General features: G+C 31.4%; 24 protein-coding genes and 1 pseudogene. 6 read left to right on the plus strand and 19 right to left on the minus strand.

Annotated elements, in window-relative coordinates; translation table 11 throughout:
* Positions 1-73: 73 nt before the first annotated feature.
* The 6 genes from Q5Y73_RS20775 to Q5Y73_RS20800 all read right to left on the minus strand — a co-directional run bounded on the left by Q5Y73_RS20775 (position 74) and on the right by Q5Y73_RS20800 (position 5,495).
* Entirely contained in the window at positions 74-1,369 is a 1,296-nt protein-coding gene (locus Q5Y73_RS20775; RefSeq protein ID WP_305993840.1) for an MFS transporter, read from the minus strand.
* A gap of 107 nt (positions 1,370-1,476) precedes the next feature.
* Positions 1,477-2,727 carry a MerR family transcriptional regulator gene (locus tag Q5Y73_RS20780; RefSeq protein WP_305993841.1) on the minus strand — a complete coding sequence of 417 codons (1,251 nt, stop codon included), beginning with the start codon at positions 2,725-2,727 and terminating at the stop codon, positions 1,477-1,479.
* Between the two features lie 53 nt (positions 2,728-2,780).
* Positions 2,781-3,005 (minus strand): VOC family protein, encoded by a 225-nt coding sequence (locus Q5Y73_RS20785; protein ID WP_305993842.1) that lies wholly within the window; start codon positions 3,003-3,005, stop codon positions 2,781-2,783.
* Positions 3,006-3,153: 148 nt separating this feature from the next.
* Positions 3,154-3,705 (minus strand): GNAT family N-acetyltransferase, encoded by a 552-nt coding sequence (locus Q5Y73_RS20790; protein WP_305993864.1) that lies wholly within the window; start codon positions 3,703-3,705, stop codon positions 3,154-3,156.
* 66 nt (positions 3,706-3,771) lie between these two features.
* Positions 3,772-4,191, minus strand: coding sequence for a periplasmic substrate-binding domain-containing protein (locus Q5Y73_RS20795; protein WP_305993843.1), 420 nt, complete (start codon positions 4,189-4,191; stop codon positions 3,772-3,774).
* A 50-nt stretch (positions 4,192-4,241) separates the two neighbouring features.
* Complete coding sequence (locus Q5Y73_RS20800; protein ID WP_305993844.1) at positions 4,242-5,495, minus strand: ABC transporter substrate-binding protein; 1,254 nt, start codon at positions 5,493-5,495, stop codon at positions 4,242-4,244.
* Positions 5,496-5,693: 198 nt separating this feature from the next.
* On the opposite strand from Q5Y73_RS20800, the gene Q5Y73_RS20805 reads away from it, so the two are divergent.
* A complete protein-coding gene (locus tag Q5Y73_RS20805; RefSeq protein WP_305993845.1) occupies positions 5,694-6,383 on the plus strand; it encodes an MFS transporter in 690 nt (229 codons plus the stop codon).
* Between the two features lie 77 nt (positions 6,384-6,460).
* Here the strand turns inward: Q5Y73_RS20805 and Q5Y73_RS20810 are convergent, their stop codons facing one another.
* Complete coding sequence (locus tag Q5Y73_RS20810; RefSeq protein WP_305993846.1) at positions 6,461-6,787, minus strand: antibiotic biosynthesis monooxygenase family protein; 327 nt, start codon at positions 6,785-6,787, stop codon at positions 6,461-6,463.
* Positions 6,788-6,957: 170 nt separating this feature from the next.
* Complete coding sequence (locus Q5Y73_RS20815; RefSeq protein ID WP_305993847.1) at positions 6,958-8,007, minus strand: aspartate-semialdehyde dehydrogenase; 1,050 nt, start codon at positions 8,005-8,007, stop codon at positions 6,958-6,960.
* A gap of 140 nt (positions 8,008-8,147) precedes the next feature.
* Here Q5Y73_RS20815 and Q5Y73_RS20820 point away from each other — a divergent pair, with 140 nt between their 5' ends.
* The gene (locus tag Q5Y73_RS20820; protein ID WP_305993848.1) at positions 8,148-9,011 is read left to right on the plus strand and encodes a LysR family transcriptional regulator; all 864 of its coding nucleotides are present in this window, start codon (positions 8,148-8,150) and stop codon (positions 9,009-9,011) included.
* A gap of 84 nt (positions 9,012-9,095) precedes the next feature.
* Here the strand turns inward: Q5Y73_RS20820 and Q5Y73_RS20825 are convergent, their stop codons facing one another.
* From Q5Y73_RS20825 to Q5Y73_RS20835, 3 genes are all read right to left on the minus strand, one after another.
* On the minus strand, positions 9,096-10,343 hold the full coding sequence (locus Q5Y73_RS20825) for a MerR family transcriptional regulator (protein ID WP_305993849.1): 1,248 nt from the start codon (positions 10,341-10,343) through the stop codon (positions 9,096-9,098).
* Positions 10,344-10,406: 63 nt separating this feature from the next.
* Positions 10,407-11,441 carry a hypothetical protein gene (locus tag Q5Y73_RS20830; protein ID WP_305993850.1) on the minus strand — a complete coding sequence of 345 codons (1,035 nt, stop codon included), beginning with the start codon at positions 11,439-11,441 and terminating at the stop codon, positions 10,407-10,409.
* A gap of 418 nt (positions 11,442-11,859) precedes the next feature.
* Complete coding sequence (locus Q5Y73_RS20835; RefSeq protein ID WP_305993851.1) at positions 11,860-12,369, minus strand: arsinothricin resistance N-acetyltransferase ArsN1 family A; 510 nt, start codon at positions 12,367-12,369, stop codon at positions 11,860-11,862.
* Between the two features lie 320 nt (positions 12,370-12,689).
* Between Q5Y73_RS20835 and Q5Y73_RS20840 the strand changes: the two genes are divergently transcribed.
* Positions 12,690-13,562, plus strand: a complete 873-nt coding sequence (locus Q5Y73_RS20840; RefSeq protein WP_305993852.1) for a TetR/AcrR family transcriptional regulator — start codon at positions 12,690-12,692, stop codon at positions 13,560-13,562.
* Between the two features lie 38 nt (positions 13,563-13,600).
* Complete coding sequence (locus tag Q5Y73_RS20845; protein ID WP_305993853.1) at positions 13,601-15,211, plus strand: MDR family MFS transporter; 1,611 nt, start codon at positions 13,601-13,603, stop codon at positions 15,209-15,211.
* A gap of 268 nt (positions 15,212-15,479) precedes the next feature.
* Here Q5Y73_RS20845 and Q5Y73_RS20850 read toward each other — a convergent pair.
* The 5 genes and pseudogenes from Q5Y73_RS20850 to Q5Y73_RS20870 form a co-directional block, all read right to left on the minus strand.
* Positions 15,480-15,614, minus strand: a pseudogene (locus Q5Y73_RS20850) (sodium:proton antiporter); the annotation flags it as partial.
* A 267-nt stretch (positions 15,615-15,881) separates the two neighbouring features.
* Positions 15,882-16,364, minus strand: a complete 483-nt coding sequence (locus Q5Y73_RS20855; protein ID WP_305993854.1) for a glycosyltransferase family protein — start codon at positions 16,362-16,364, stop codon at positions 15,882-15,884.
* Between the two features lie 62 nt (positions 16,365-16,426).
* The gene (locus Q5Y73_RS20860; RefSeq protein ID WP_305993855.1) at positions 16,427-16,912 is read right to left on the minus strand and encodes a hypothetical protein; all 486 of its coding nucleotides are present in this window, start codon (positions 16,910-16,912) and stop codon (positions 16,427-16,429) included.
* A 175-nt stretch (positions 16,913-17,087) separates the two neighbouring features.
* Positions 17,088-17,741, minus strand: coding sequence for an HAD-IA family hydrolase (locus tag Q5Y73_RS20865; RefSeq protein ID WP_305993865.1), 654 nt, complete (start codon positions 17,739-17,741; stop codon positions 17,088-17,090).
* Between the two features lie 43 nt (positions 17,742-17,784).
* On the minus strand, positions 17,785-18,171 hold the full coding sequence (locus Q5Y73_RS20870) for a winged helix-turn-helix transcriptional regulator (RefSeq protein ID WP_305993856.1): 387 nt from the start codon (positions 18,169-18,171) through the stop codon (positions 17,785-17,787).
* A 177-nt stretch (positions 18,172-18,348) separates the two neighbouring features.
* On the opposite strand from Q5Y73_RS20870, the gene Q5Y73_RS20875 reads away from it, so the two are divergent.
* Positions 18,349-19,029 (plus strand): NAD(P)H-dependent oxidoreductase, encoded by a 681-nt coding sequence (locus tag Q5Y73_RS20875; protein ID WP_305993857.1) that lies wholly within the window; start codon positions 18,349-18,351, stop codon positions 19,027-19,029.
* 58 nt (positions 19,030-19,087) lie between these two features.
* Positions 19,088-19,525: a Dps family protein gene (locus tag Q5Y73_RS20880; RefSeq protein WP_305993858.1), complete on the plus strand. Its 438-nt coding sequence runs from the start codon at positions 19,088-19,090 to the stop codon at positions 19,523-19,525.
* A gap of 126 nt (positions 19,526-19,651) precedes the next feature.
* On the opposite strand, the gene Q5Y73_RS20885 is transcribed toward Q5Y73_RS20880, so the two are convergent.
* The 3 genes from Q5Y73_RS20885 to Q5Y73_RS20895 form a co-directional block, all read right to left on the minus strand.
* Entirely contained in the window at positions 19,652-20,026 is a 375-nt protein-coding gene (locus tag Q5Y73_RS20885) for a hypothetical protein (protein ID WP_305993859.1), read from the minus strand.
* A gap of 25 nt (positions 20,027-20,051) precedes the next feature.
* Positions 20,052-20,819 (minus strand): class I SAM-dependent methyltransferase, encoded by a 768-nt coding sequence (locus Q5Y73_RS20890; protein ID WP_305993860.1) that lies wholly within the window; start codon positions 20,817-20,819, stop codon positions 20,052-20,054.
* Between the two features lie 766 nt (positions 20,820-21,585).
* Complete coding sequence (locus Q5Y73_RS20895; protein ID WP_305993861.1) at positions 21,586-21,957, minus strand: hypothetical protein; 372 nt, start codon at positions 21,955-21,957, stop codon at positions 21,586-21,588.
* Positions 21,958-22,163: the final 206 nt, after the last annotated feature.

Here is a 22,163-nt window from a genome sequence, read left to right on the forward strand (position 1 = left end):
ATATAAATCTCCTTAAAAAATCGCTATGTTAATATTCAAATGAATAAGATGAATAAGATAAATCAATAATGACCTAATTTAATTGAGTTTCATTTAAAGATAATGAAGTCGAATTATTAGTTTGTGAAATATAGATGCTAACACCGATAATAAAAAGCAAAACTCCACCAAATAAAGGTAACCAATAAATAGGGAGAACATTCAATAATCCTCCTGATAGTAACATTGCAAAAGGAACAACTGTGTTTACAATCGTAATTCCAGAGCTTATCACTCTTCCCCTCAAATAATCAGGTACAAGTTTTTGTAATATTGTCATGATTGGAATATCAGCAAGGGCTGCACACATTCCTAAGGAGGCGTTGATTACAAAATAGTAAATAATATATACGAATTCACTAGTTAAATTCCCCAACATTACAGGGATACTAATGGCTATGAACAAAATTGAAAAGATTAAGGTAATCCATATTAAAAACTTATGGTAATTGAGATTATTTACAATTTTCCCAATAAAAATAGCACCTAATATCATGCCAATTGGATAAGCTCCTTCAATGATACCAAAAGCCAAAGCATCTAACTTCAACACATTCGTAATAATATAAGGAATAGGTATCATAGCTGATAAGGTAGTAAAAAAGTTAATGCAGATAAACAAAATCATGATCATTCTCAACTGTTGTTTTGAGAAAAGATATACAAATCCCTCTTTCATATCATTAAAAAAACGATTCTTTTTCTCGCTCTTGTTTTTTACAACATTAAATTTAAAATCAATAAAACATTCGGCTAAACTTGACACAAAAAAGGAGATGGCATTGATTAAAATAAAAATTGTAATTTGATCAATGAATGCATAGGCCATTCCTCCTAAAACTGGACCTAAAATGAAGGAACTAGACATTATAATTCTAGTGATTGAATTAAGCTTCATTAAATTCTTATCATGAACAATATTGGGCTTTGCTGCTTCAACACATACTCCAATAAATGTACCAATGATATTTAAAATGAATGTTGCCATATAAATCCAATACAAATGAAATTGATAAAAGCTTATGATAAATAAACAAAGTAACACTCCACCACTAACTAAATCGCCTAGAACTATAATCCACTTTCTATTGACTCGATCTGTTATTACTCCTGCTACAGGACCTAATAAAACAGTTGGAATCATTGACAAGACTAAATTTATTGCAAAAGAAACGCCTGAACCTGTAACCGTTAACACATACAAACTTATAGCAAATGAGTATATAGATGCTCCAAACTTAGATATAAATGCACCAAATGAAAAAAGAAAAAAATTTTTTGCATCTGATTTAGTATTTCCTAAAGTTGTAACAAGTTTCGTGTTGATCAAGTTTATCCCTCCTAATTTTCTTAACAATTAGTTTACTTTCTCGGGAATACACAAGATCAAGACGATAAAAAGCATCTATTTTCTATCTAAAATGAAAAAAAATCGGGTTAACCCAACCTTTTTCCAATGTAAGTATAATGAAATACATTCTCGCCTTCTAGAATCTCCAATTCATACTTACCTGGAGATTTATTAGAGTAAAGAAACGTTTTGGTATATATGGGGTTATAATTCAAATTATCAATCTTTTTTTTAATATATTCTAATTGAAAGTTTTTTCTATAAGGCTCTTCTATCATCTTATGCTGAACATGAAAGTTACTATAGTACATATATGATCCTATTAGATAACTTTTACTTTTTAAATAATGTTGGATTTCTTTTAATAGAAATGACTTATGATAAGCACTATAGTTTGATGTTCCAGTATCTATTAAATAATCAATAGCTTGATTCTTTATCGGTATGTTTAGAAAATCTGAGCAGATAAAAAGAATGTTTTTTTTATTATCATAAGTTTCTAGAATACTTTTTAATACCTGATGCCTTTCATAATTGTGATCCACTGCAATATACAATGTTTTTTGGGGAATTGAATCATAAACTTGTCTCAGAGAGAAACCAAAACCCGTTCCTAAATGCATCATCGTTTTATGATCAAGTTTATCTATTTCAAGTTTTTTAAAGGCTAGATCTATGTTTTTAAACATACTGTCAATAAACTCTTCATCCGTTTCTTTAATATAATCCATTAAAAAATGACTGAAAGTATCTATGTTTTGATCTTGAGTTAGAAGACGATTAGCATCTTCAACTGTATCAGAAGTAAATAATATACCGTCTTTAATAAGATAATTTTCATTACAAGCACAATGTAATGTCCCATTTATGATTTGATGATGTTGTATATCTCCATCCGATATACTTAATTGCGTGCTGCACTTCTTACATTCAAAAAGAGATAAAGCGGAAAATGGAACACCGATTTGTTTATGATGATGTACTTCTACCATATTTAGCTTTGTGATTTCATCTTTTAGTTTTTGCTTTGAAGTTTCAAACTTTTTCATCTTTTCTTCAATTTCATCATACTTCTCCACAAATAATCTCTTATAGTATTGATTATTGTGCAGGGATGATAGTCTTCCCAGCCTTTTATATTGAAAGATTTCTTTGATTTCATGTAATGTAAATCCGAGATCTTTTAAATAAATAATATCTTTGATATCATCGTTACATTTATGATCAAAATAATATTGACCTGCTCTTTTTTCAGGAATGATTAACTTTATATTCATATAATGTCTTACGGTATCGATACTGATATTATGTGTTTTAGCAAATTTTCCAATTCTCACAAAAAACCACCTATCGTAGAATCTTATTTTGGTTTATTATACCATCTATAAAGTTAAACTACAGGGAAATATTGGCTATATAAACTGTTGGTTCGCAGGCAGAAATGATAGAATGGCATCTCAGAGTCTCTATTAAATCTCAGTTTCGTCTCACCTGCTATAACTGAAAAATGATTTTCTCCTTCTGAAACTAACTCCATCTCTAACACATTGGTATAAAACAATTTCATTTTAGCAGGATGAAAAGTTTTCATTTCAATTTCCTTAATATACATCATAAATCACTCCAAAATCATATTGTCTTGTTAGATTTATTATATTAAATAGCCACTATCCATACATCGGATAGACGTTTGAAATATCTCTACGACTTTAGTATGAGACAGAAAAAAATAAGATCAGGGAATTCTGATCTTATCGCTAATATCAAATATCTTCTTCATCCAATGTTAATACTTCATCTACATCTTGATAGGATTCTCCATAAAGGTGCAAGTCCTTATATGTATGAATTTCCTCATACGTTTTTTTCATTTTTTCTAAAATACTCTCTTCCGATTCATGAGTTGGTGACCAATACAATATTTCTAATGCATTGATTTCATTAGTAGCAAGCGATCGTCTTTCGTACCCTATGGATTGTGCGTGTTCGAATCCTTCACGAGCATAAAAACGCATTCTTTTTTGAGTATCTGTGTCTTTATAGTCAATGGGTTCCACCTCTAATATAATAGGTTTTTCTTTTTCCTTTAATTTGTTTAATAACTGATGTCCTAGTCCTTTCCCTCTAGCTTCTTTAGAGACATATAAGTAATCAATAAATATAAAATCCTTCAATTCGGCATATAAAATAACATGGAATGGACCTTCGTCTTTATGATATATATCTCCCTTTTCTGATAACAACAACTTTATGTGTTCTTTTGATTTCATTTCTTCAATGGGAAAATACTGATTTAATTTTTCATACCACATGATAATCCTCCTCATATTCTTAGCACTTAAGCAGTCTATTGGGATTTATTACATAGTATGGCTCTGTATTTAATGTTCAATCCATAATTTTCTTAAGTCCACATAACCAAATGAATCTAATTGGATATCCTGGATCATTGGATCAAACTCGTGATCATTTACGTGATGAAAAAGAAAAAGCATTAAGTTATCTTTTTTTAGATAGGCTTCAATTTTTTGAATCCAAAATTCGCGCTTTTTAGCGTCAGTCTCATTTTTAAAATGAACCAAATAACTTTGAATATATTCTAAGTGATGCTTGCTTAAATATCGATGAAACATCAATGATTTATCATAAAAAGCATTTAAAAAAGAAAGGTGATAGTCCATGGATGGAACTTCTGGAAAAAGCCCGAAGTCTCCTTCACTTTCAATTGTAGGATTATTATATTGATCTCTCCTTAATGCTTTGATATGAATTTTAATTCCCCTACTTCTAGCTTCTTGCACAATCCATTCAGCTTCTTCTAAAGTATAATTTGCGTTTGATGTTAGCAGCGTTAATGTTTCACCCGATATCGAGATTTCTTAAGCAAGTGGTCCACTCTATCTATATTTTTAATTTGAGGTTCAGATTTGGTTATAAAGAAGCTTGAGGCTTCCAACAATTTTGTTCTACCTAGATCCTTCCACATTTTTTTCACATCTATGATGTGATACATTGCCTCACGAAATATTTTGTTTTGGACGATGCTTGATTTATTGAGATTAAAAGAAAGAAAACGAAAACCAATTTCAAATCTTTTTCTATTTACTAAATCTTCATTCATTTTCTCTTTATTGATCTCAAATGTTGTCAACCCATCATTATCAATTCGATAAAAATCAACTCGATCTAAAAAAGGACGACCTAAAAAATATTGCTCAAAGGCTTCTAAAACTATTTTTGTATTTTTCTTGCTTGTTAAACGAAAAGGACCTGTTCCGATCCATTTATTCTCATCAAAACAGTCTGCTTTTGGCAGGATAACTAAATTAGAAAAGCTTAAATATCTTAAAAAAAATGGATTTGATTCATGTAATGTGAACCTAATCGTGTAAGGATGAACGCATTCAATACTAGAAATTTCATCAACCAACCATTGATAAGGGGATGTATTGATTACAAATCGCTCAAATGTATATTGCACATCTTCACTTGTTAAAAGTTGTTGATTATGAAATCGGATTCCTTTTCTAATATAAAAAGTCCACTTGGTAAAATCATCTTCTATCTTCCAATGGTGTGCTATATGAGGTTTGATAATGTCTGATTCCTGATCATATACAACTAATGTATCTCCTAATTGATGGATTAGAAAGTATTCCCAAGCTACTAGCGTATTGGATGGGTCTAATGTTGCAATATCTTTTGTAAAAATTGAACGCAAAACATCCATTGATTTATTAGAAGATATTAATCCAAATAGATTGTTTACTTCCTGTGAACTATTCGTAAACCATGTTCTAGGAATAGGTAGCTGTATTAATTGCACAATTTCCTCTAATTTTTCTTGTTGTATACAATTATTTATTGCTTCTTCAACTTCTTTCTGAAAAAAATGTGTGAATGTAAGGATGGATGGATTACCTCTTCCTTTTCCTGGTGTGTAAACCAATACTCCCTTTTCTTCATATTTCTTCAATTTCCGTTTCACATTTTTAGAAGTACAAAACCATATATCTTCTAGTTCCTTAAGTTTAAACGAAACCTTTTGCTTTTTTTCTCTTGGATAAAAACTTGCTCTCATTTGAAAATAAGATAGATCAATCATTCCATTCACTCCTAAAAGGGGACATTTGCAATTGAATTATAACCTTTTTATCCCCTTTAAAAATCTTATTTTTTCGAATTACTTATCGGATTACTTGTCATTTCAATCATTACTTTTTGGATGACAAGTGCTTTAATACAAGAAACCTATTTTATATGTAAATCAGACCCACCTGAAAAATCATATGGAATAAAATCAATGCTTCAAAGTTACCACACAGCAATAAAAGATCTCCCTTTTGTGCTGTTTGTTCTCGGTGGATTTTTCATATTAACGATCATGTTCCAACAAAGCAATTATATATCTATAAGACTTGAACAAGAAATCATACCTCAGGTTATTTCCATATTTGGATTCACTACCTTTACATTAGATGGGATCAAACTTTTAAGCTTATTAGCAGTTGAAAACACATTATTAATCGTTTTATTAACCTCAGTCACTGTGAAATGGATGGAAAATAAAAATAAAGAAAATATAATGTACATTGGTTACATATTATTTGGAGTTGGATCTGCAGTGATCGCGTTTTCCAATCATATCGGTTGGTTGTTCATAGCTATGTTTGTGTTAACTATAGGAGAATTATTATTTGTTCCTACTAGACAAACCATACTTGCTGATGTTGTAAATGATTCTAAAAGAGGCACTTACATGGCTTTTAACGGATTCAGTATGCAAATTGGAAAGATTATTGCTACTTTAGGCATTATTGTTGGAGAGCAAATAGGTGGGATCGGAATGAGTTTTACTTATATCTTTCTTACTATACTTGGTATTGGATTCACGAAATTAGCTATGAGTAAATATCAAAAAAACAAATTAACTAAATCGGATTCTCATAACTTCAAGAATGTAACACACTCCAAAAAGGTTAGAGTTTCTTAATTAAGAACAAAAACTCCTGAATTTATTTTCCAGGAGTTTTTGACAATTAGAGCATCTACAATATAAAACTATCACTCTTACATCTCGAAGTAATTATCCCTTTCTACTTTACTAATTCTTAATGCAAAGTTTTTGTACCATTCTGTTTTCCCTTTATCCTGCGCAATTTTGTGTGCAGTATTTTCTTTCCAACATTGAATAGCATCTAAAGAATCCCAGTACGATACCGTAATCCCTAACTCATCATCCCGTACACTTTCCACACCCAAAAATCCTTGCTGCTGTGAAGCCAATTCTACCATTTTAACTGCCATTTTTCCGTATCCATAGTCCCCCTCCGTCCTTTGATTAGAAAATATAACTGCATAATAAGGTGGCTTAGGTGTTTTAGCAATTCCAGACATCTTACTTTCCTCCTTCGATGTTTTTGATTGACTTAATTTTTAACAAGCTTTTATATTGTAAAACCAAATGATATTCCATTTTCATATTTCCATCTTTCAAAATATTGAGTTTCAATTCTTTCATACTTATTATCTATTATATCGCGTTGGTATATTGAACAATGGACATTTTAAAGTAAATCTAATTTTATCATTGTTTCTGCAATTTGAACGGAATTCCAAGCTGCTCCCTTTAACAAGTTATCTGATACAATCCATAAATGGAACCCCCTAGGAAGGTCAAGATCTTTTCTAATTCTACCAACAAAAGTCTCTTTTTTTCCAGCTGAAGTTAAAGGTGTTGGGTACATTTGTTGAGTAGGATTATCTTGTAGTACAACTCCTGGTGCCGCTTCTAATACTTTCTTTATTTCACCCACCGTTACATCTTGCTCGACCTCAATATATACCGATTCAGAATGACTTGAAACAACCGGTACTCTGACACAAGTAGCAGACATTTTTAAATCAGGCATGCCCATGATTTTCTTTGTTTCATTAATCATCTTTTGTTCTTCGAATGTATAATCATTCTCTGTAAATACATCAACTTGAGGTAGTACATTAAATGCGATTGGGAAATGTTTCTTATCGTTTTTTGCAGGTAAAATTTCTGCTGTAATGTCCTCCCCCTTAAGCATGGCTTCTGATTGATTCATTAGTTCATTTATTGCATTCATCCCTGATCCTGATACAGCTTGATAAGTAGATACGATTATTCTTTCTAACCCAAAAGCTTTTTTTATGGGATTGAGCGCTGTCACCATTTGTAAAGCTGAGCAATTTGGTACTGAAATGATTCCACTATGTTCTCTTAATTTGTGTGCATTCACTTCAGGAACAACTAGGGGAACATCCTTAGACATTCTAAAATGACTTGTATTATCAATAACGACTGATCCACCATCAACCGCAGACTTTGCAAATCGTTTCGATACTTCTCCACCAGCACTAAAAAAAGCAATATCCACCCCCTCAAAGCTAAGTTCTGTGGTTTCCTGTATTGTAACCTCCTTGCCCTTAAACTTGATTACCTTACCTGCAGATCTTTTTGAAGATAAAAGTGTTATTTTTTTAATGTAAAACTGCAATTCCTGATCTTGTTCAAGTAAATGAATGATTTTCTGACCTACTGCACCTGTGGCACCTACAATAGCTACATGGTATTCTTTTTTATTCATATCTTTTCCCTCTTCCTTCAGTCATACATTTTATTCAACTGAATTTTTTATTTATATAAGTTTAAACGAAATATTCATATTATAAAAATTGAAATATATGATATGATAGTTCATGAAACATGATACTAAGAGGTGGACTGATGGATATTAAACATGTTAAAACATTTGTTTCTGTAGTAAAACACGGTGGGTTTTCAAAAGCAGCTGATGTATTGAATTATGCACAGTCAACAGTCACCACACACATTAAGGCACTGGAAAAAGAGCTAAATACCTACTTATTTGATAGATTAGGCAAAAAAGTAACCCTAACGAAATCAGGACAGCATTTTCATCCTTATGCCATTGAATTGCTTGCAATCTATGAAAAAGCGCAAGAGATCCCACTAGATTCCAATCATCCAGAAGGAACACTTATGATAACAGCAAATGAATCTTTGGCGGTTTATCGATTGCCACAAATATTAAAAACATATAAGCAAAAATACCCTCAAGTAAATATTGTTATTCAAATAGCAAGCAACGAACAAGCTTTAAAGGAATTACAAGAGGGAGAAACGGACATCGTATTTTTAATGGGTGAAGATATAGAATTTAAGGATTATATTTCTTCCACGTTATATCAAGAGTCTTTTGTATGGATACTACCTAATGATTTATCCCCAAATTTAGACACATCTAATTTATTACAACAATATCAATTTATTTATACTGAAAGTAGCTGTGGTTATAGGGCAGTTATTGATCAAATTTTGCAGTTAAGTGGGAAACTTCCTACTCAAACCTTCGAAAGCTCAAGTATTGAAGTCATTAAACAATCTGTAAAATGCGGTTTAGGTGTATCCATTCTTCCCTTTATCGTAGTTGAAGAATTAGTAAAAAAGAAGGAAATCACTTTTCAATCGATTGAGTTGCCAATTAAGATAACAAGTCAGATGTTTTATCATAAATCTAGATGGATATCACCTGTGTTACGTTCTTTTCTTGATATATTAAAGGTATGATATACTCCTTATGTGATATGCCCTATGATAGACAGAAAAAGAAGAACGCCTTCTATGCGTCCTTCTTAAACAAAAAAGATCGGGTTACCCCAATCTTTTTCCAATAAATAAATAGTTATATGTTTCTTCACCTTCAAATAACTTGATTTCATACTTACCAGGGTATCGATTATGTTGAATGTGAGAAGTATCAGCTATGGTTTCATAATCAAGTTCTTTAATGTTCCTTTTAATTTGCTCAAGTTGAAAGTTTTTTCTATAAGCTTCTTCTATAAAACTATTCGTATGAAAGTTGTTGAAATACAAATAGCCCCCTATTAAATAACTATCCTGCTTTACATAATGTTGAATTTGAGGAAGTAAAAACTTTACATTACATAAACTGTATTCGGAAGATCCAGTATCCATTAAATAGTCAACCGAATTGTTTTTAATAGGAATATTCAAAAAATCCGAACATATAAAAAGAACCTTTTTCCTTATATTATAGGTCTCCAATATACTTTTTAACAACTGATGCCTTTTGATATCATGGTCAACTGCAATATATATACAAGATTGAGGTACTGATTCATATATTTGTCTTAAAGCCATCCCAATGCCAGTACCAAGATGCAGTAATGTTTTGTTTTCTAACTTCTCAAAATCAATTCTATTATGAATCCAATCGATTGACTTAAACACGTTATCTATAAATTGTTCATCGGTTTCTTTAATGTAGTCCGATAAAAAATAACTAAAATCATCTATCACCTTTGTTTGCTCTTCAAGTTGATTAGTTTGTTTTATCGTGTCTGAGGTAAACAAGATCCCGTCCTTGATGAGGTATTGTTCTTCACATCGACATTGTAATTCTCCATCTAAAATTTGATTATGTTGAATATCTCCACTTACTATATTTAATGATGTATGACATTCTTTACATTCCAATAAGGATAACACAGATAAATGAATACCCATTTGTTTATTATTTTGACTTTCAGAAGCTTGTAACTTTGAAATTTCAGTTTGCAAATTCCCTCTGATCGTTTGATATTCATTTATTTTTTGTTCCACTTCATTGAACTTTTCTTCAAATAATTTTTTATAATATTGATTATTTTGAAGTGCGGATAGTTTACCTAATCTTTTATATTGAAAAATCGTTTTTATTTCTTGTAAAGTAAAACCTAAATCTTTCAAATAGATAATATCTTTCATCTCTTTATTGCATTTTTCATCAAATTGATATTGACCTGTTTTCTTCTCAGGAGCAATTAATCCTAAGTCCATATAATGTCTTACGGTATCAATACTAATCTCGTTTTGTTTGGCAAATTGTCCTATTTTCATATATTTAATCACCCTTTCTTAGTGAAGAATGATAACTTTTCTAATTTAAAACATGATTGTTTACTATTCTTCGAATTGAATATCCTTAATGTCAGAAATAACAATTACGTCCCCTACATCAGTCTCATCAACATGATACAAATAAAAGTTTGTAGCAGTTATTGTAGCAGTTGCGCCTGTGTATAAAGATTCAAAAAGTTCTTGTTGCAATTCTTCAGAAAAATTAGAATTAAATTCTATATCAGCATAGCTTGTGTTACTTATTTTCAGACTGGGAATAAGTAATTTCGACTTTTCATCAGGCGTGAAATAAAGGCCTCCGGACAATTCTGAATAACCTATTTTCCCACTTAATTCTTGAAATCCATCAAATGTCACAAATACTCTATAATATATATAACCACCCAGGTATATACTCGATTCATTTCTAATTGTACTGATCGTCCATCCTGTTATTTTGTCGCCAATTTTCGCATTTGCAAGATCCAACACATGATCTCCGCTAAACTCATTTTCAGAGAAATGTTTAAAGGTACTTTCATTCAATTCTTTAGTAGTTACTTCCTCAAATTGTTCATATTCCATAACTTTATCGTTCTCATGATAATATGATGTCACTTTTTGCATTGTTCCATCATCATTCCACGTTAAAAATAATTGTAATTGAACGTTTCCTTCTTGAACTCCTTCAAAATCAATTTTCTCTTTGTAAATACTTTCATTTTCTTCAATAACATATTCACTATTATTTATTACATCATATCTCCACAAGCTTTCTCCATCATTAATACGACTATAACTATTTTTACCTTTAGCATTTGGTGATCCTAATAAGTCAATAATGTGATCTTGGGTCATTGTGGTATTAAGATAATTTTGAATATTCTTTTGGGTGATTTCAATTGGTTCTATTATTTTTGTTGACTCCTCAACCTCTTCTTGTTCTTGATCAGTTTGAATTATTTCAAGAGGAGGATTGTCCTCTATAATTACTTGATCAATGACTTCGTTTTTGTTTTCCTCTATTTCAGTAGCTGTTTCATTCGAGCACCCAGAAAGTATAACTAACAAAGCCAACATACTGATTAACAATCTCATTTAATGTAATCTCCTCTCCTAGCCCATTTAGTTGGATTCATAGTGACCTCAGTGAAGGCAATAATTCTCTTTAATTATTGTTGCTTTTGTTCCAAACTTTTACTGTACCTCTTTCATTTTCAAACCAAATATTTATACCAATGAAAAAACTTAGCACTATATACAATAAAAGAATATATACAAATATGTAATCCAATATCAAGCTTAAATTGTAATATAAATCTATGGGGGTGTTCCCATTACAATATAATAGAAAATAAAATCATTACATTTTAAATGAAACACTTTCTTTATAGACATGCTTAACTCTCCTCGATGATCTCAGGTTTTACTAATAAGTCTATCATATCAAAGAGAATTTTTCCTTTAGTGGGAATTTTTATATTATCATATCAAATTTTTTTCCACTAATAGATGATCATTCTATTCCGGCTGGATCTGAAACCAACAATTTCTCCATCGCCATCACATCTACGAATTTACCATCCAATATTCCTTGATTTTTAAAGGTTCCAACTTCTCTATAGCCCATCTTTGAATATAATCCCTGCCCTAATTTGTTAAAGGGAAACGTAAATAACAAAAGTTTATGGAAATCATATTGTTTTGCCCTAAATTCTAATTCTCTTAAAAGAACTTTTCCAATCCCTTTACCACGATTAGCTCGTTCAATATATATAGCTATTTCTCCTACTCCTTTATATGCACATCTGCTATTATAAACATTAATAGATGCCCATCCTACAATCTGTTCATTTTCTTCTGCTACTATAACCACATATTTTTCTTTCCGCTCTTTAAACCAATTATTTATGTAATCCATTTTTTTTGTTTCCATTTCCAAGGTAGCAATACGATCCTCTATTCCTTGATTATATATGTTTAAAATGGAATCCAAATCTTTCATTTCTGCTAATCTCACCTTCATTTAAAACCCACTCCTATTTCAATAAATCAATTTTTCTTGATATTAATATCGTATCTTACCCAATAATTACCGTCAATACTTAATAAATAAAACCTATAAATAACTCTAATGTATTTTCATATTGCATAAGGAGTTTCTTTCAAGTCAATGCATTAAAAGTATGGTTTGTTTCATATGAGTCCTCTACTTACTTTGTATGTTTCCTTCATTTTGCCATTTTTATTGACTTAGGCATGATTTTACTCTAATATACAGGTTAGAACTCATGAGTTTTATAAATAACTCCTTGGTTCTACCCAAGGAAGGATGTGATTTTATTTATGGATCATAAGAAAAAATTGATTATTGAAGCATCATTAAAACTCTTCTCTGAAAAGGGGTTTTATTCAACTTCTGTTCAAGATATAGCTGAACTATGTTCAATATCAAAAGCATCTTTATATAAATTTTTTCCTTCTAAAGAAGAGCTATTTATAAAAGTGTTTGAGTATCATCAAAATATTATGTTTGAAAAAGCCGCTAGTTATTCTTTTGATAAAACGTTATCTCCTAAAGAATTATTACATAAACAACTTTGCACACAAATTGAAGATTTTCTAGAACTTAAAGATTTTATTCTCATGCAATTGAAATCCATTCCAGCAGATGAAAACAATAAACTTGCGCAAATGATGAAAAGAATGAAATCTCGAATTATACTGTGGCAGAAAGAATGTATTAGTCAAGCTTATGGTAAAAATATTGAACCGTATGTATGGGATTTAACCCTTACGATACAAGGCTTAATAAAAGAATATTTGTCCCTTCTATCCAGTGAAAATAAAAACGTCAATGTTACAGCCTTAGCAACAACTTTAATCGATCGTTTGGATGCAATAGTGAAAGATCTAACTTCACATGAACCTCAACCTCTTTTTACTCATGAAATGATGAATCAATATTTACAGCTATCCGATACATCTTTGTCAAAATCAGAAGAAGTTTCTACCTGCCTTATTAAGTTACAAAGTGATATTCGAGATTTAGATAATGAATGTAATCGTGAAAACCTATTAAATAGTGTAGCGATGCTGAAAGATGAAATTAATGCTGTACAATCTAGAGAGTTTTTGCTTGATGCATTATTAAAATACATTGAAAAAGAAAAGTCACTTGAACCGACAGCTGCTAAACTTAGATCACTTATTTTATAGTCTAAACCTTTTTAAAAAGTTAACATAGGAGGAATACAATGGAGCATTTAGAAAATAAACAAAAAATATTAATTATGATTGCGATTATGTCAGCAATGTTCTTTGCAGCTGTAAATATGACGATTGTGGGTACATCTTTGCCTAAAATCGTTTCAAAAATTGGCGGAATGGAATTCTTTGATTGGGTATTTACAATCTACATGTTAACATCCACCATCACAGCGATGTTAGTAGGAAAATTATCTGATATTTATGGAAGAAAAATTTTCGTCCTGATCGGGATAGGAATTTTTATGGTTGGTGCATTTTTAAGCGGTACTTCCTCTACGATTTTCCATCTTATTATATATCGTGGAATTCAAGGTCTTGGGGGCGGGATGATCATGTCCACCGCCTTTACAACAATAGGAGATTTATTTAATCCACGTGAACGAGGGAAATGGCAAGGAATGTTAGGAGCTGTATTTGGTTTATCAAGTTTGTTTGGACCTACACTTGGAGGATATATAGTAGATAATTTTGATTGGAGATGGGTTTTCTGGGTGTCCCTCCCTATTGGTGTTTTTGCTTTTGCTCTTATTTTACGACTTTATCCTTCTCATAAAGTGACTGAAAAAGAACCTATTGACTATCTTGGGTCTATTACATTAACGACTTCCATCATATCACTTCTATTAGGATTCACTTGGGCGGGAGATAAATACGATTGGGTTTCTTTTGAGATCATTGGATTATTTTCAACCACGATCATTTCCTTGATTGCATTTATTTTTATTGAATTAAAAGCTAAAAGTCCTGTTTTACCTCTTTTCTTATTCAAAAACAGTGTGTTTACAGTCTCCAATATCGGTGGTTTACTGATGGGAATGGGGATGTTTGGTACCATCATGTACGTTCCATTTTATGTTCAAGGCGTGCAAGGTGAATCTGCAACTGTTTCTGGATTAATAGAAATGGTGATGACAATAACTATGGTTATTTCAAGCATCATTGTCGGAAATTTAATTACTAAGACAGGCAAATATAAAATTTTTTCTTTACTAGGATTTATTGTTATGGTTGTAGGACTTGTACTTAATTCAAGACTATCTGTTGATACATCATTAACCATCCTTATTATTCAACTTATGGTCATCGGAATTGGTTTAGGAATGAATATGCCTGTATTTAATATTACTGTTCAAAATGCTGTAAGTCATAAATACTTAGGTGTTGCTACTTCAGCTATGCAAACTTTTAGACAAATTGGGGGTACAATTGGTGTAGCTTTTCTTGGCTCTATTATGGGAAATAAAATGGCGGAAGAGCTTTCAAAATCACAAAACGGAGATATCCCTGCAATGCCAGCAGGAGTTGCAGAAAACATGGAAAATCTGCAAGATCCTCAAGTATTATTGGATTCCGAAAAATTAGAAAGCATCCAATCAGAACTACCAGCTGAAATATCCCCACTATTTGATCAGTTTATTCAAATGCTAAAGGAAGCACTAAATATATCAATTACAACTGTGTTTTTAGTCAGTGCAGGTATTACCTTCGCAGCATTTGTTACCACACTGTTCTTAAAAGAAATTCCTTTGAGAACAACAAATAGTGATGAAGAAACGGAAGAAAAAGAAAAGCTTGTTTTATCTGAAAATCATTCCTAATTGCAGAAAATCATCCCACGTTTTTTATTTGATGTAACACATCATCTCTATTTCGTACAATAATCTATAAGACTCTCTATACCTAATCCTAAGGACTAAAAAAACCCTACTCTAACGAATAGGGTTTTAAAATTACTTATTTAAATCATGTTGTTTATGTTATAAATATCATTATTATTATGTTTGTTTTTCTGTAAAAAACAATTTCATCATTGGAGGTGTAACAATCGTTGTTACCAACACAACAACAACAATTACTGCAAGTATCGCCAATTGTACTGATTTCTTGTAATACATCTGTATCCGTAACAATACCTAAAACGGCTGGACCTAATACAATACCAATTAATAACTTTCCTAGAACTGCAGGTTGGCCAAGTTGGACACTTAAATCACCTGCCAACTTTTAAAATAATAAAATCGCTGCTAATTCAATGATAAGCACTTCATTTTACCTCTTTCTTATGATTAAGGCTTTTCGATAGTATTCCTCCTGCATTTCAAAACATACTGAATTGAATTCAAGAAGGTTATCTCTTTCGTGATGATCTCAAAAAGAAATACGGGGTAAACATGAAGTTGGTTTCACTTTTTCAATAAAAATATATATAAAGTATAAAAACATCTTGTTTGCAAAAAAACCCCACTCATTAAAGTGAGGATTTCACAATCATTTTATTATTGAAACAGCGGTTGCATTTAATGCACGAAATTGAACTCCTGGTAGAATGATTCCACCTTGTGATTCTTGAACACTGGCAATCATGTACAATGATTCTTGAATCCCTTCTGTTACTACTGTTAAATTGGGAGTTGTATTACTTTCAAATGCAATAGACTCAACATTATTATTTTGTACAGTATTAAGGATTGATCCACTAATCGTTTCTCTTAATTGTGGTGTAAGCTCTTTACAATTATCACCTATTCCATCAAGTAATTGATAATTTAAATTCATCTTAAAAGCTGCATCCTGTTGAAGAATCTCTGTTCCTCCCAATAAAAAATTGAGTTCAAAAAATCCATCTATTTTAAAGCTATTATGATATTTGTAACAATCAGGTATAACTAAATTTAAAATCACTCTATTTTCACCAGTTTGTGGTAAGTCTATTCGAGGATTATTCGTTTGAGCATAGAATACTTTAGACATCACTTATCCCCCCTTCACAATGTGAGTTTAGTTAAAAAATTATTGATTTTAAATTTTTTACTTCAATTAATAACCGATACGTTCATTGAGCGAAAATTTACAAAAGGAAGCACTACCCCTCCTTCTATTCGAGTAATGTTTGCCACTAAATTTAAGGTATCAAAAGATAAACCGCCTGCTATAATCGTTAGATTCGGTGTTGTGTTGCTTTCAAATTCTATGATAGGATCTGTCTCTAGTTCTTGGTTGAATATGACCGTCCCACTTATCGTTTCTGCTAATCTAGGGGTAAGTTCGGTACAGATTTCACCTAGCCCATTAAATAGCTGGTAATTTAAACCTATTACAAATGGTAGGTTTTGACTTTGATTTAATTCATTATTAAGCCCAGCTCCTACCAAAAAATTTAATTCAAAAAAAGCATCTATTTTAAACATTTTGTGTTTATAACACTTGGGTATATCTAATGCTATTAATGTCCGATTGTCTCCATCTACTGGTAATTCTATTAAAGGCTCAACTGCTTGCTCAAAAAAGATAGGTATCATTTATATCTTTCACCTCCCATACCAAAACATAATATAATCTATTCAGAAAAAGAGATTTTGCTTGTACGAATAACTAATAACTAAAAGAATGTGTATAAAGACATAAAAAAAGCCGTATTCCTATATGGAATGCAGCTTCTGAAAACTATGAGTTAATTTTAAAATTTTAAATTTACTATTTGTTGATCTGTGATATTACAGATGCCAAAGATACCTCTGCCATCGAAGTGATTTGTACATCAACTTCTTCGAATGGCAACAACTTTGTAATATCGTTTGGAATAGTGACACAATGTAGACCTGCAGCTTTAGCAGCTTGTGCTCCTTTTGGCGAATCTTCAATCGCTATAGCCTCATCAGCAGATATCTCGAGTTCCTTAATGGCTTCTAAGTATAATGCTGGATCTGGTTTTACCTTTTCAACATCGTCAGAGGTTTTAATGATTTCAAAATACTGTCTAATATTACACTTTTCCAAAAAATACTCTACCCATTCTCGATTCGAACTTGAAGCGATTGCCAAACGTAATCCCCGCTCTTTTGCTTCATCAAAGTACGCTTTCACCCCAGGTCGCAGCTCTTTCTTCTCCATCACTTGTTTATGTTTTTTACTTGTAATCTCTCTAACTTCTTGAAGATTTACTTCTTTGGTGGCGTTTTCCTGTAAATAATCGTATAAAATATGGATTCCATCCGTTCCAATCACTTGACTCCATACTTCAATTGGAAGGTCTACACCATAATCCTTATAAGTTTCTAAATAAACATCATACCACGGTGTTTCTGTGTCTAATATTGTTCCGTCAAAGTCGAATACGATTGCTTTAATCATAAAAATGTCCTCCTAGTTGTAATTAAAAATAACTTAAGTTTTATTTCAACTTATTCGTGTACTTCGATCTATTTTCTATAACCTTCTCTGTGTTATTCATCCCCCAGCTTTTCAACATAAGGATTAATGGACGTAGCTCTTGTCCAAATTCTGTTAATGAGTATTCTACCTTAGGAGGAACTTCCCTATAAACTTCGCGATGGATGATCCCATCCGCTTCCAATTCTCTAAGTTGAAGTGTTAACATCCTTTGAGTAATTCCGTTATTTAATCTTTTTAATTCATTAAATCTTTTTTTACCATCTAATAAATAATAAATAATAACACTCTTCCATTTCCCTCCTATTACGTCAATTGTAGCTTCTACTGAACATGAATATTTATCTATGGAAAAGTAGCGAGCATCGTTGTTATTTGATGACTTCATCATATGCTCCTTTCTATTATTAGTATATTTATTGATACTATAGCACAAAAATGTGCGTACTTACATTTTTGCTCTATTGAGATTATACTCTATATTCAAGTTACAGTATCACCTAGTGGATGTTGAGTTTTGTCGTTCTTGATTAATGAATAAATAATAAAGGGAGTAGAAATAAACATGAAATTAGAAACAAAGTTCAATAAGAAAGATATTCTTTCCGCGTATGAATATAGACATGCAAGTAAAGAGTTTGATCCAAACAAAAAAATATCTGAAGATGACTTTAACTTTATCTTAGAGACAGGAAGACTTTCTCCTAGCTCATTCGGGTTTGAACCATGGAAGTTTATTGTAATTCAAAACGAGAAACTTAGAGAAAAATTAAAAATAGTTAGCTCTGGTGGTCAAAAACAAATCCCTTCATCAAGCCATTTTGTTATTATACTTTCTCGAACGAAAAAACACCTTAATTACGACTCGGATTATATTCAATCCATAATGAAAAATGTTCAACAGTTACCACAAGAAGTGATAGAAATAATGGTTAAATTTTATAAAGACTTTATTAAACATGATATAAAACTAGTAGAGGGGGATCGATTATTTTTTGAATGGGGAGCAAGACAAACATACATAGCATTAGGGAACATGATGACATCAGCAGCAATGATAGGAATCGATTCTTGTCCAATGGAAGGATTTAACAAAAAACAAGCAGAAAAGATTCTAAAAGATGAAGGAATCATGCCTGCTTCAGGGTTTGGCATTTCTTCTATGGTAACATTTGGTTACAGAATAGAGAATCCTCTTCCCAAAAAAAGACAAGCATTGGACGAAATTGTTGAATGGGTTAACTAATTATAATTTTACTTAATTAGGTTATCTTATTACTGTGTATATTTAAGGGAGTGATTTGATGACTGATTTAAGAAATAACTTAAACGAATTATTGGCAAATTTAAATGTAATGTATACAAAACTTCACAACTATCACTGGTTTGTAACAGGAGAACATTTTTTTGAACTGCATAAAGCTTCTGAAGAATTATACGGTGAAGTAGCAGCCTTTATAGACGAAGTGGCAGAAAAAATGTTAGCTTCTAATATGATACCAGCTGCAACAATGAAAGAGTACTTACAACTAGCTTCTATTGAAGAAGCAAAAAATGGACTTAGTGCAGGTGAAATGGTGCAGTCGATTACAGACGATATCTCTAAATTGATTCTTGACTTGAAAAATGGGATTGGACTAGCGGATCAGGAAAATCATATCTGCATTTCAAATTTACTTCAAGACATTTTATGTCATTTTGAAATGGAACATTGGAAGCTCTCCGCTTATTTAAACAGTTAGGTTAATTATTTTTCACAAAATTCTCAAGCCAAATGTCAACTTTTTGTATAAAATTTAATAAGAATGAAACTCAACTCCAAATAAAAAAAGCTAAATGTTTTTTTATTTGGAGTACTATCAATATTATCAATTTACCTGAGTATTCACAAGGAACGTGGCTTTCTTACTAGGGTCAAACACAATGGCGTTAAATGCTCTGCTTTGAAAATCTGACGTAACCACTAGACTGAGAGTTAGAACCGCTTCATAAATATGGCATCCACTAGGTGGTTCATCAACCCAAGTCAAATTAGGTAAAATAACATCGCTTCCATCAGCGTCTATTTCAACTGTAACAATGGTTTGGAATACTCCATTATTTGTAGACCTCCTAAAACTTAATGTGCCTGTTGCATTCATTACATTTTCAACAGAAAATACAGTATCCAACTTCACTTTTGATCCTCTGTGAGTTCTAATATCTGGTAAAGTTAAAGTAACCGTAATTACACTAGGAGCCATCATGATACCACCTTTTATTGCAAATTTAAAGTTTTTGACAAACGATAACAATGTAATGATTATCGAAGTGAAATGGTTTCTCCCTCCACCCCCTATATATATGGAGTAATTTAAAACCATTACTTTCCAAAGTATTTACTAATGTTTCAATGGGAGTATAACGAAGTTTCGATATCGAGACCCTTTCTTCTACTATACTGTTATTCTTAAGAAACTCTCTAGTTAGTTTATAATGAATAATATCAGCATCGGCTTCCACATTCATTTCATAATAAATCTTACATTTTCGATTCTTAACATCGGTGATCGTTCGATATATTTCCTTGGTTGAAGGAAGACTAGAACATTGTTTGGAAGGTAACATCGTATCAAAAATAAATACACCTTTTTTCTCTAATATATGGTGAATTGATTGAAATAACGAATGTTGATGTTCGTCTGTTAGGAAATGTTGAAATGCCCTACCCACCATATAAGTAAATGGTGAATACGTATTTAAAATTAAATACATACAGTTTTGATTTATCCAGCTAACATTATGATCAGGTTTTGTTTTTTCTCTAGCTCTTTCCAACATGCCTTCGTGAACATCTACACCAAGCAAACAATATCCTTTTTCTGCAAAAGGAATTGTTATTCGACCTGTCCCACATGCTAAATCAACAATGGTTTGCTGTTTTATTTTTAATTTTTCAGCCCATTTTATTAAAAAAGCAAGTTCATTTGTTTTTTTGTTTTCTATATCGTACAACTTGGGATCATCATACTCTGATAAATCCCAGTCTACTTTCATTTGAAATACACCCTCTTTCTTCTTTTTTTGAATATTAAGATTTTTCATAATTTCATATATCATTGAACTTTTGTTTGAACAAGAAACTGGATTTTGTTATTTTTATCAAAACGATCGCATTAAAGGATCTGGCTTTAAAATCATTAACATTAACTAGGTTGTTTAAAGTGAATACTGCCTCATATACATGACAACCTTCTGGTGGCTCATCTACCCACCTCAGATTTGGAAGTATAATATCACTTGATGTTTCTATTCGTTTTGAGGTGTTCCATCGTTTGTAGATCGCCTAAAACCAAGCAAACCTCCATTATCAATTACATTTTCTACTGAAAGAGACGCATCTAACTTCAGCTTTGCACCATTTTGAGTTCAGATACTTTAAGAGTCAAAATTACTGTTTCAGGTGGTGCTGGCATAATACCCCTCCTACGTTATGAATTTAAACCTTTTTGCAAACAAGAACAACGTGACTTGTAGCAGATTCAAACGGCTTTTCTCTCCATCCAGTAAATTTATGAAGTAATTGGAAACCATTACTTTGTAAATGATTCTCCACTACTGCAATAGAAGTATGACGATTTTTTTTTACAAATTCTCGTGTAAACTGATAATGCATAATCTGTGTATGTGGATCGTATTTCTTATCAAAATATATATTACATTTTCGATGTTTCCAATTTGTCATCGTTTTAAATAATATGTTTGATCAATGGCTTCGTTTGATCATTTTATTCTGAGAAATGAATTGCTTCTAATATCAAAATTAATTTACTTGAGTATTAACCAATCTAGGGATCTTGTTTGATTCATCAAATACAATTGCATTAAATGCTCTTGCATTAAAAGTAGCGGATACATTTTCGATCACTAAAGTAGCTTTGTAAATATGACATCCATTAATAGGTTCATCTACCCATGTTAAATTTGGAAGAATTGGATCATCTACTGTAATGTCAACATTAACCCTAATAATGATTTCATGTGGTCCATTATTGGTAGAACGGGTGTAAGTAAGGGTAGCCCCTGAACTCTCCATTGTAATTAACGCAGTAAAAGTCGAGTCTAACTTAATTTTCGCACCCTTTTTCGCTTTAATTTCTGGTAATGTTAAAGTAACCACGCTAGCTACATCCATCATATCACTTCCCATTTAAAAGATAAGCTCAAAAATAATATATGTAGAAAAATGCTGTAAAATGCCTATAGCTGTAACTTTAAAATAAAGTTTGATTAAAAATTTCATGAAAACCTATATTCTATGGCAAATAAAAGATTGATCAAAATGGATTCTAGATTTGAGATTAATAATTTGATTTTTATAAAACCATATTCTTCAACAAT

Source organism: Chengkuizengella axinellae, assembly GCF_030730905.1.
In the GTDB taxonomy this organism is placed as follows: Bacteria; Bacillota; Bacilli; order Paenibacillales; family KCTC-33759; genus Chengkuizengella; species Chengkuizengella axinellae.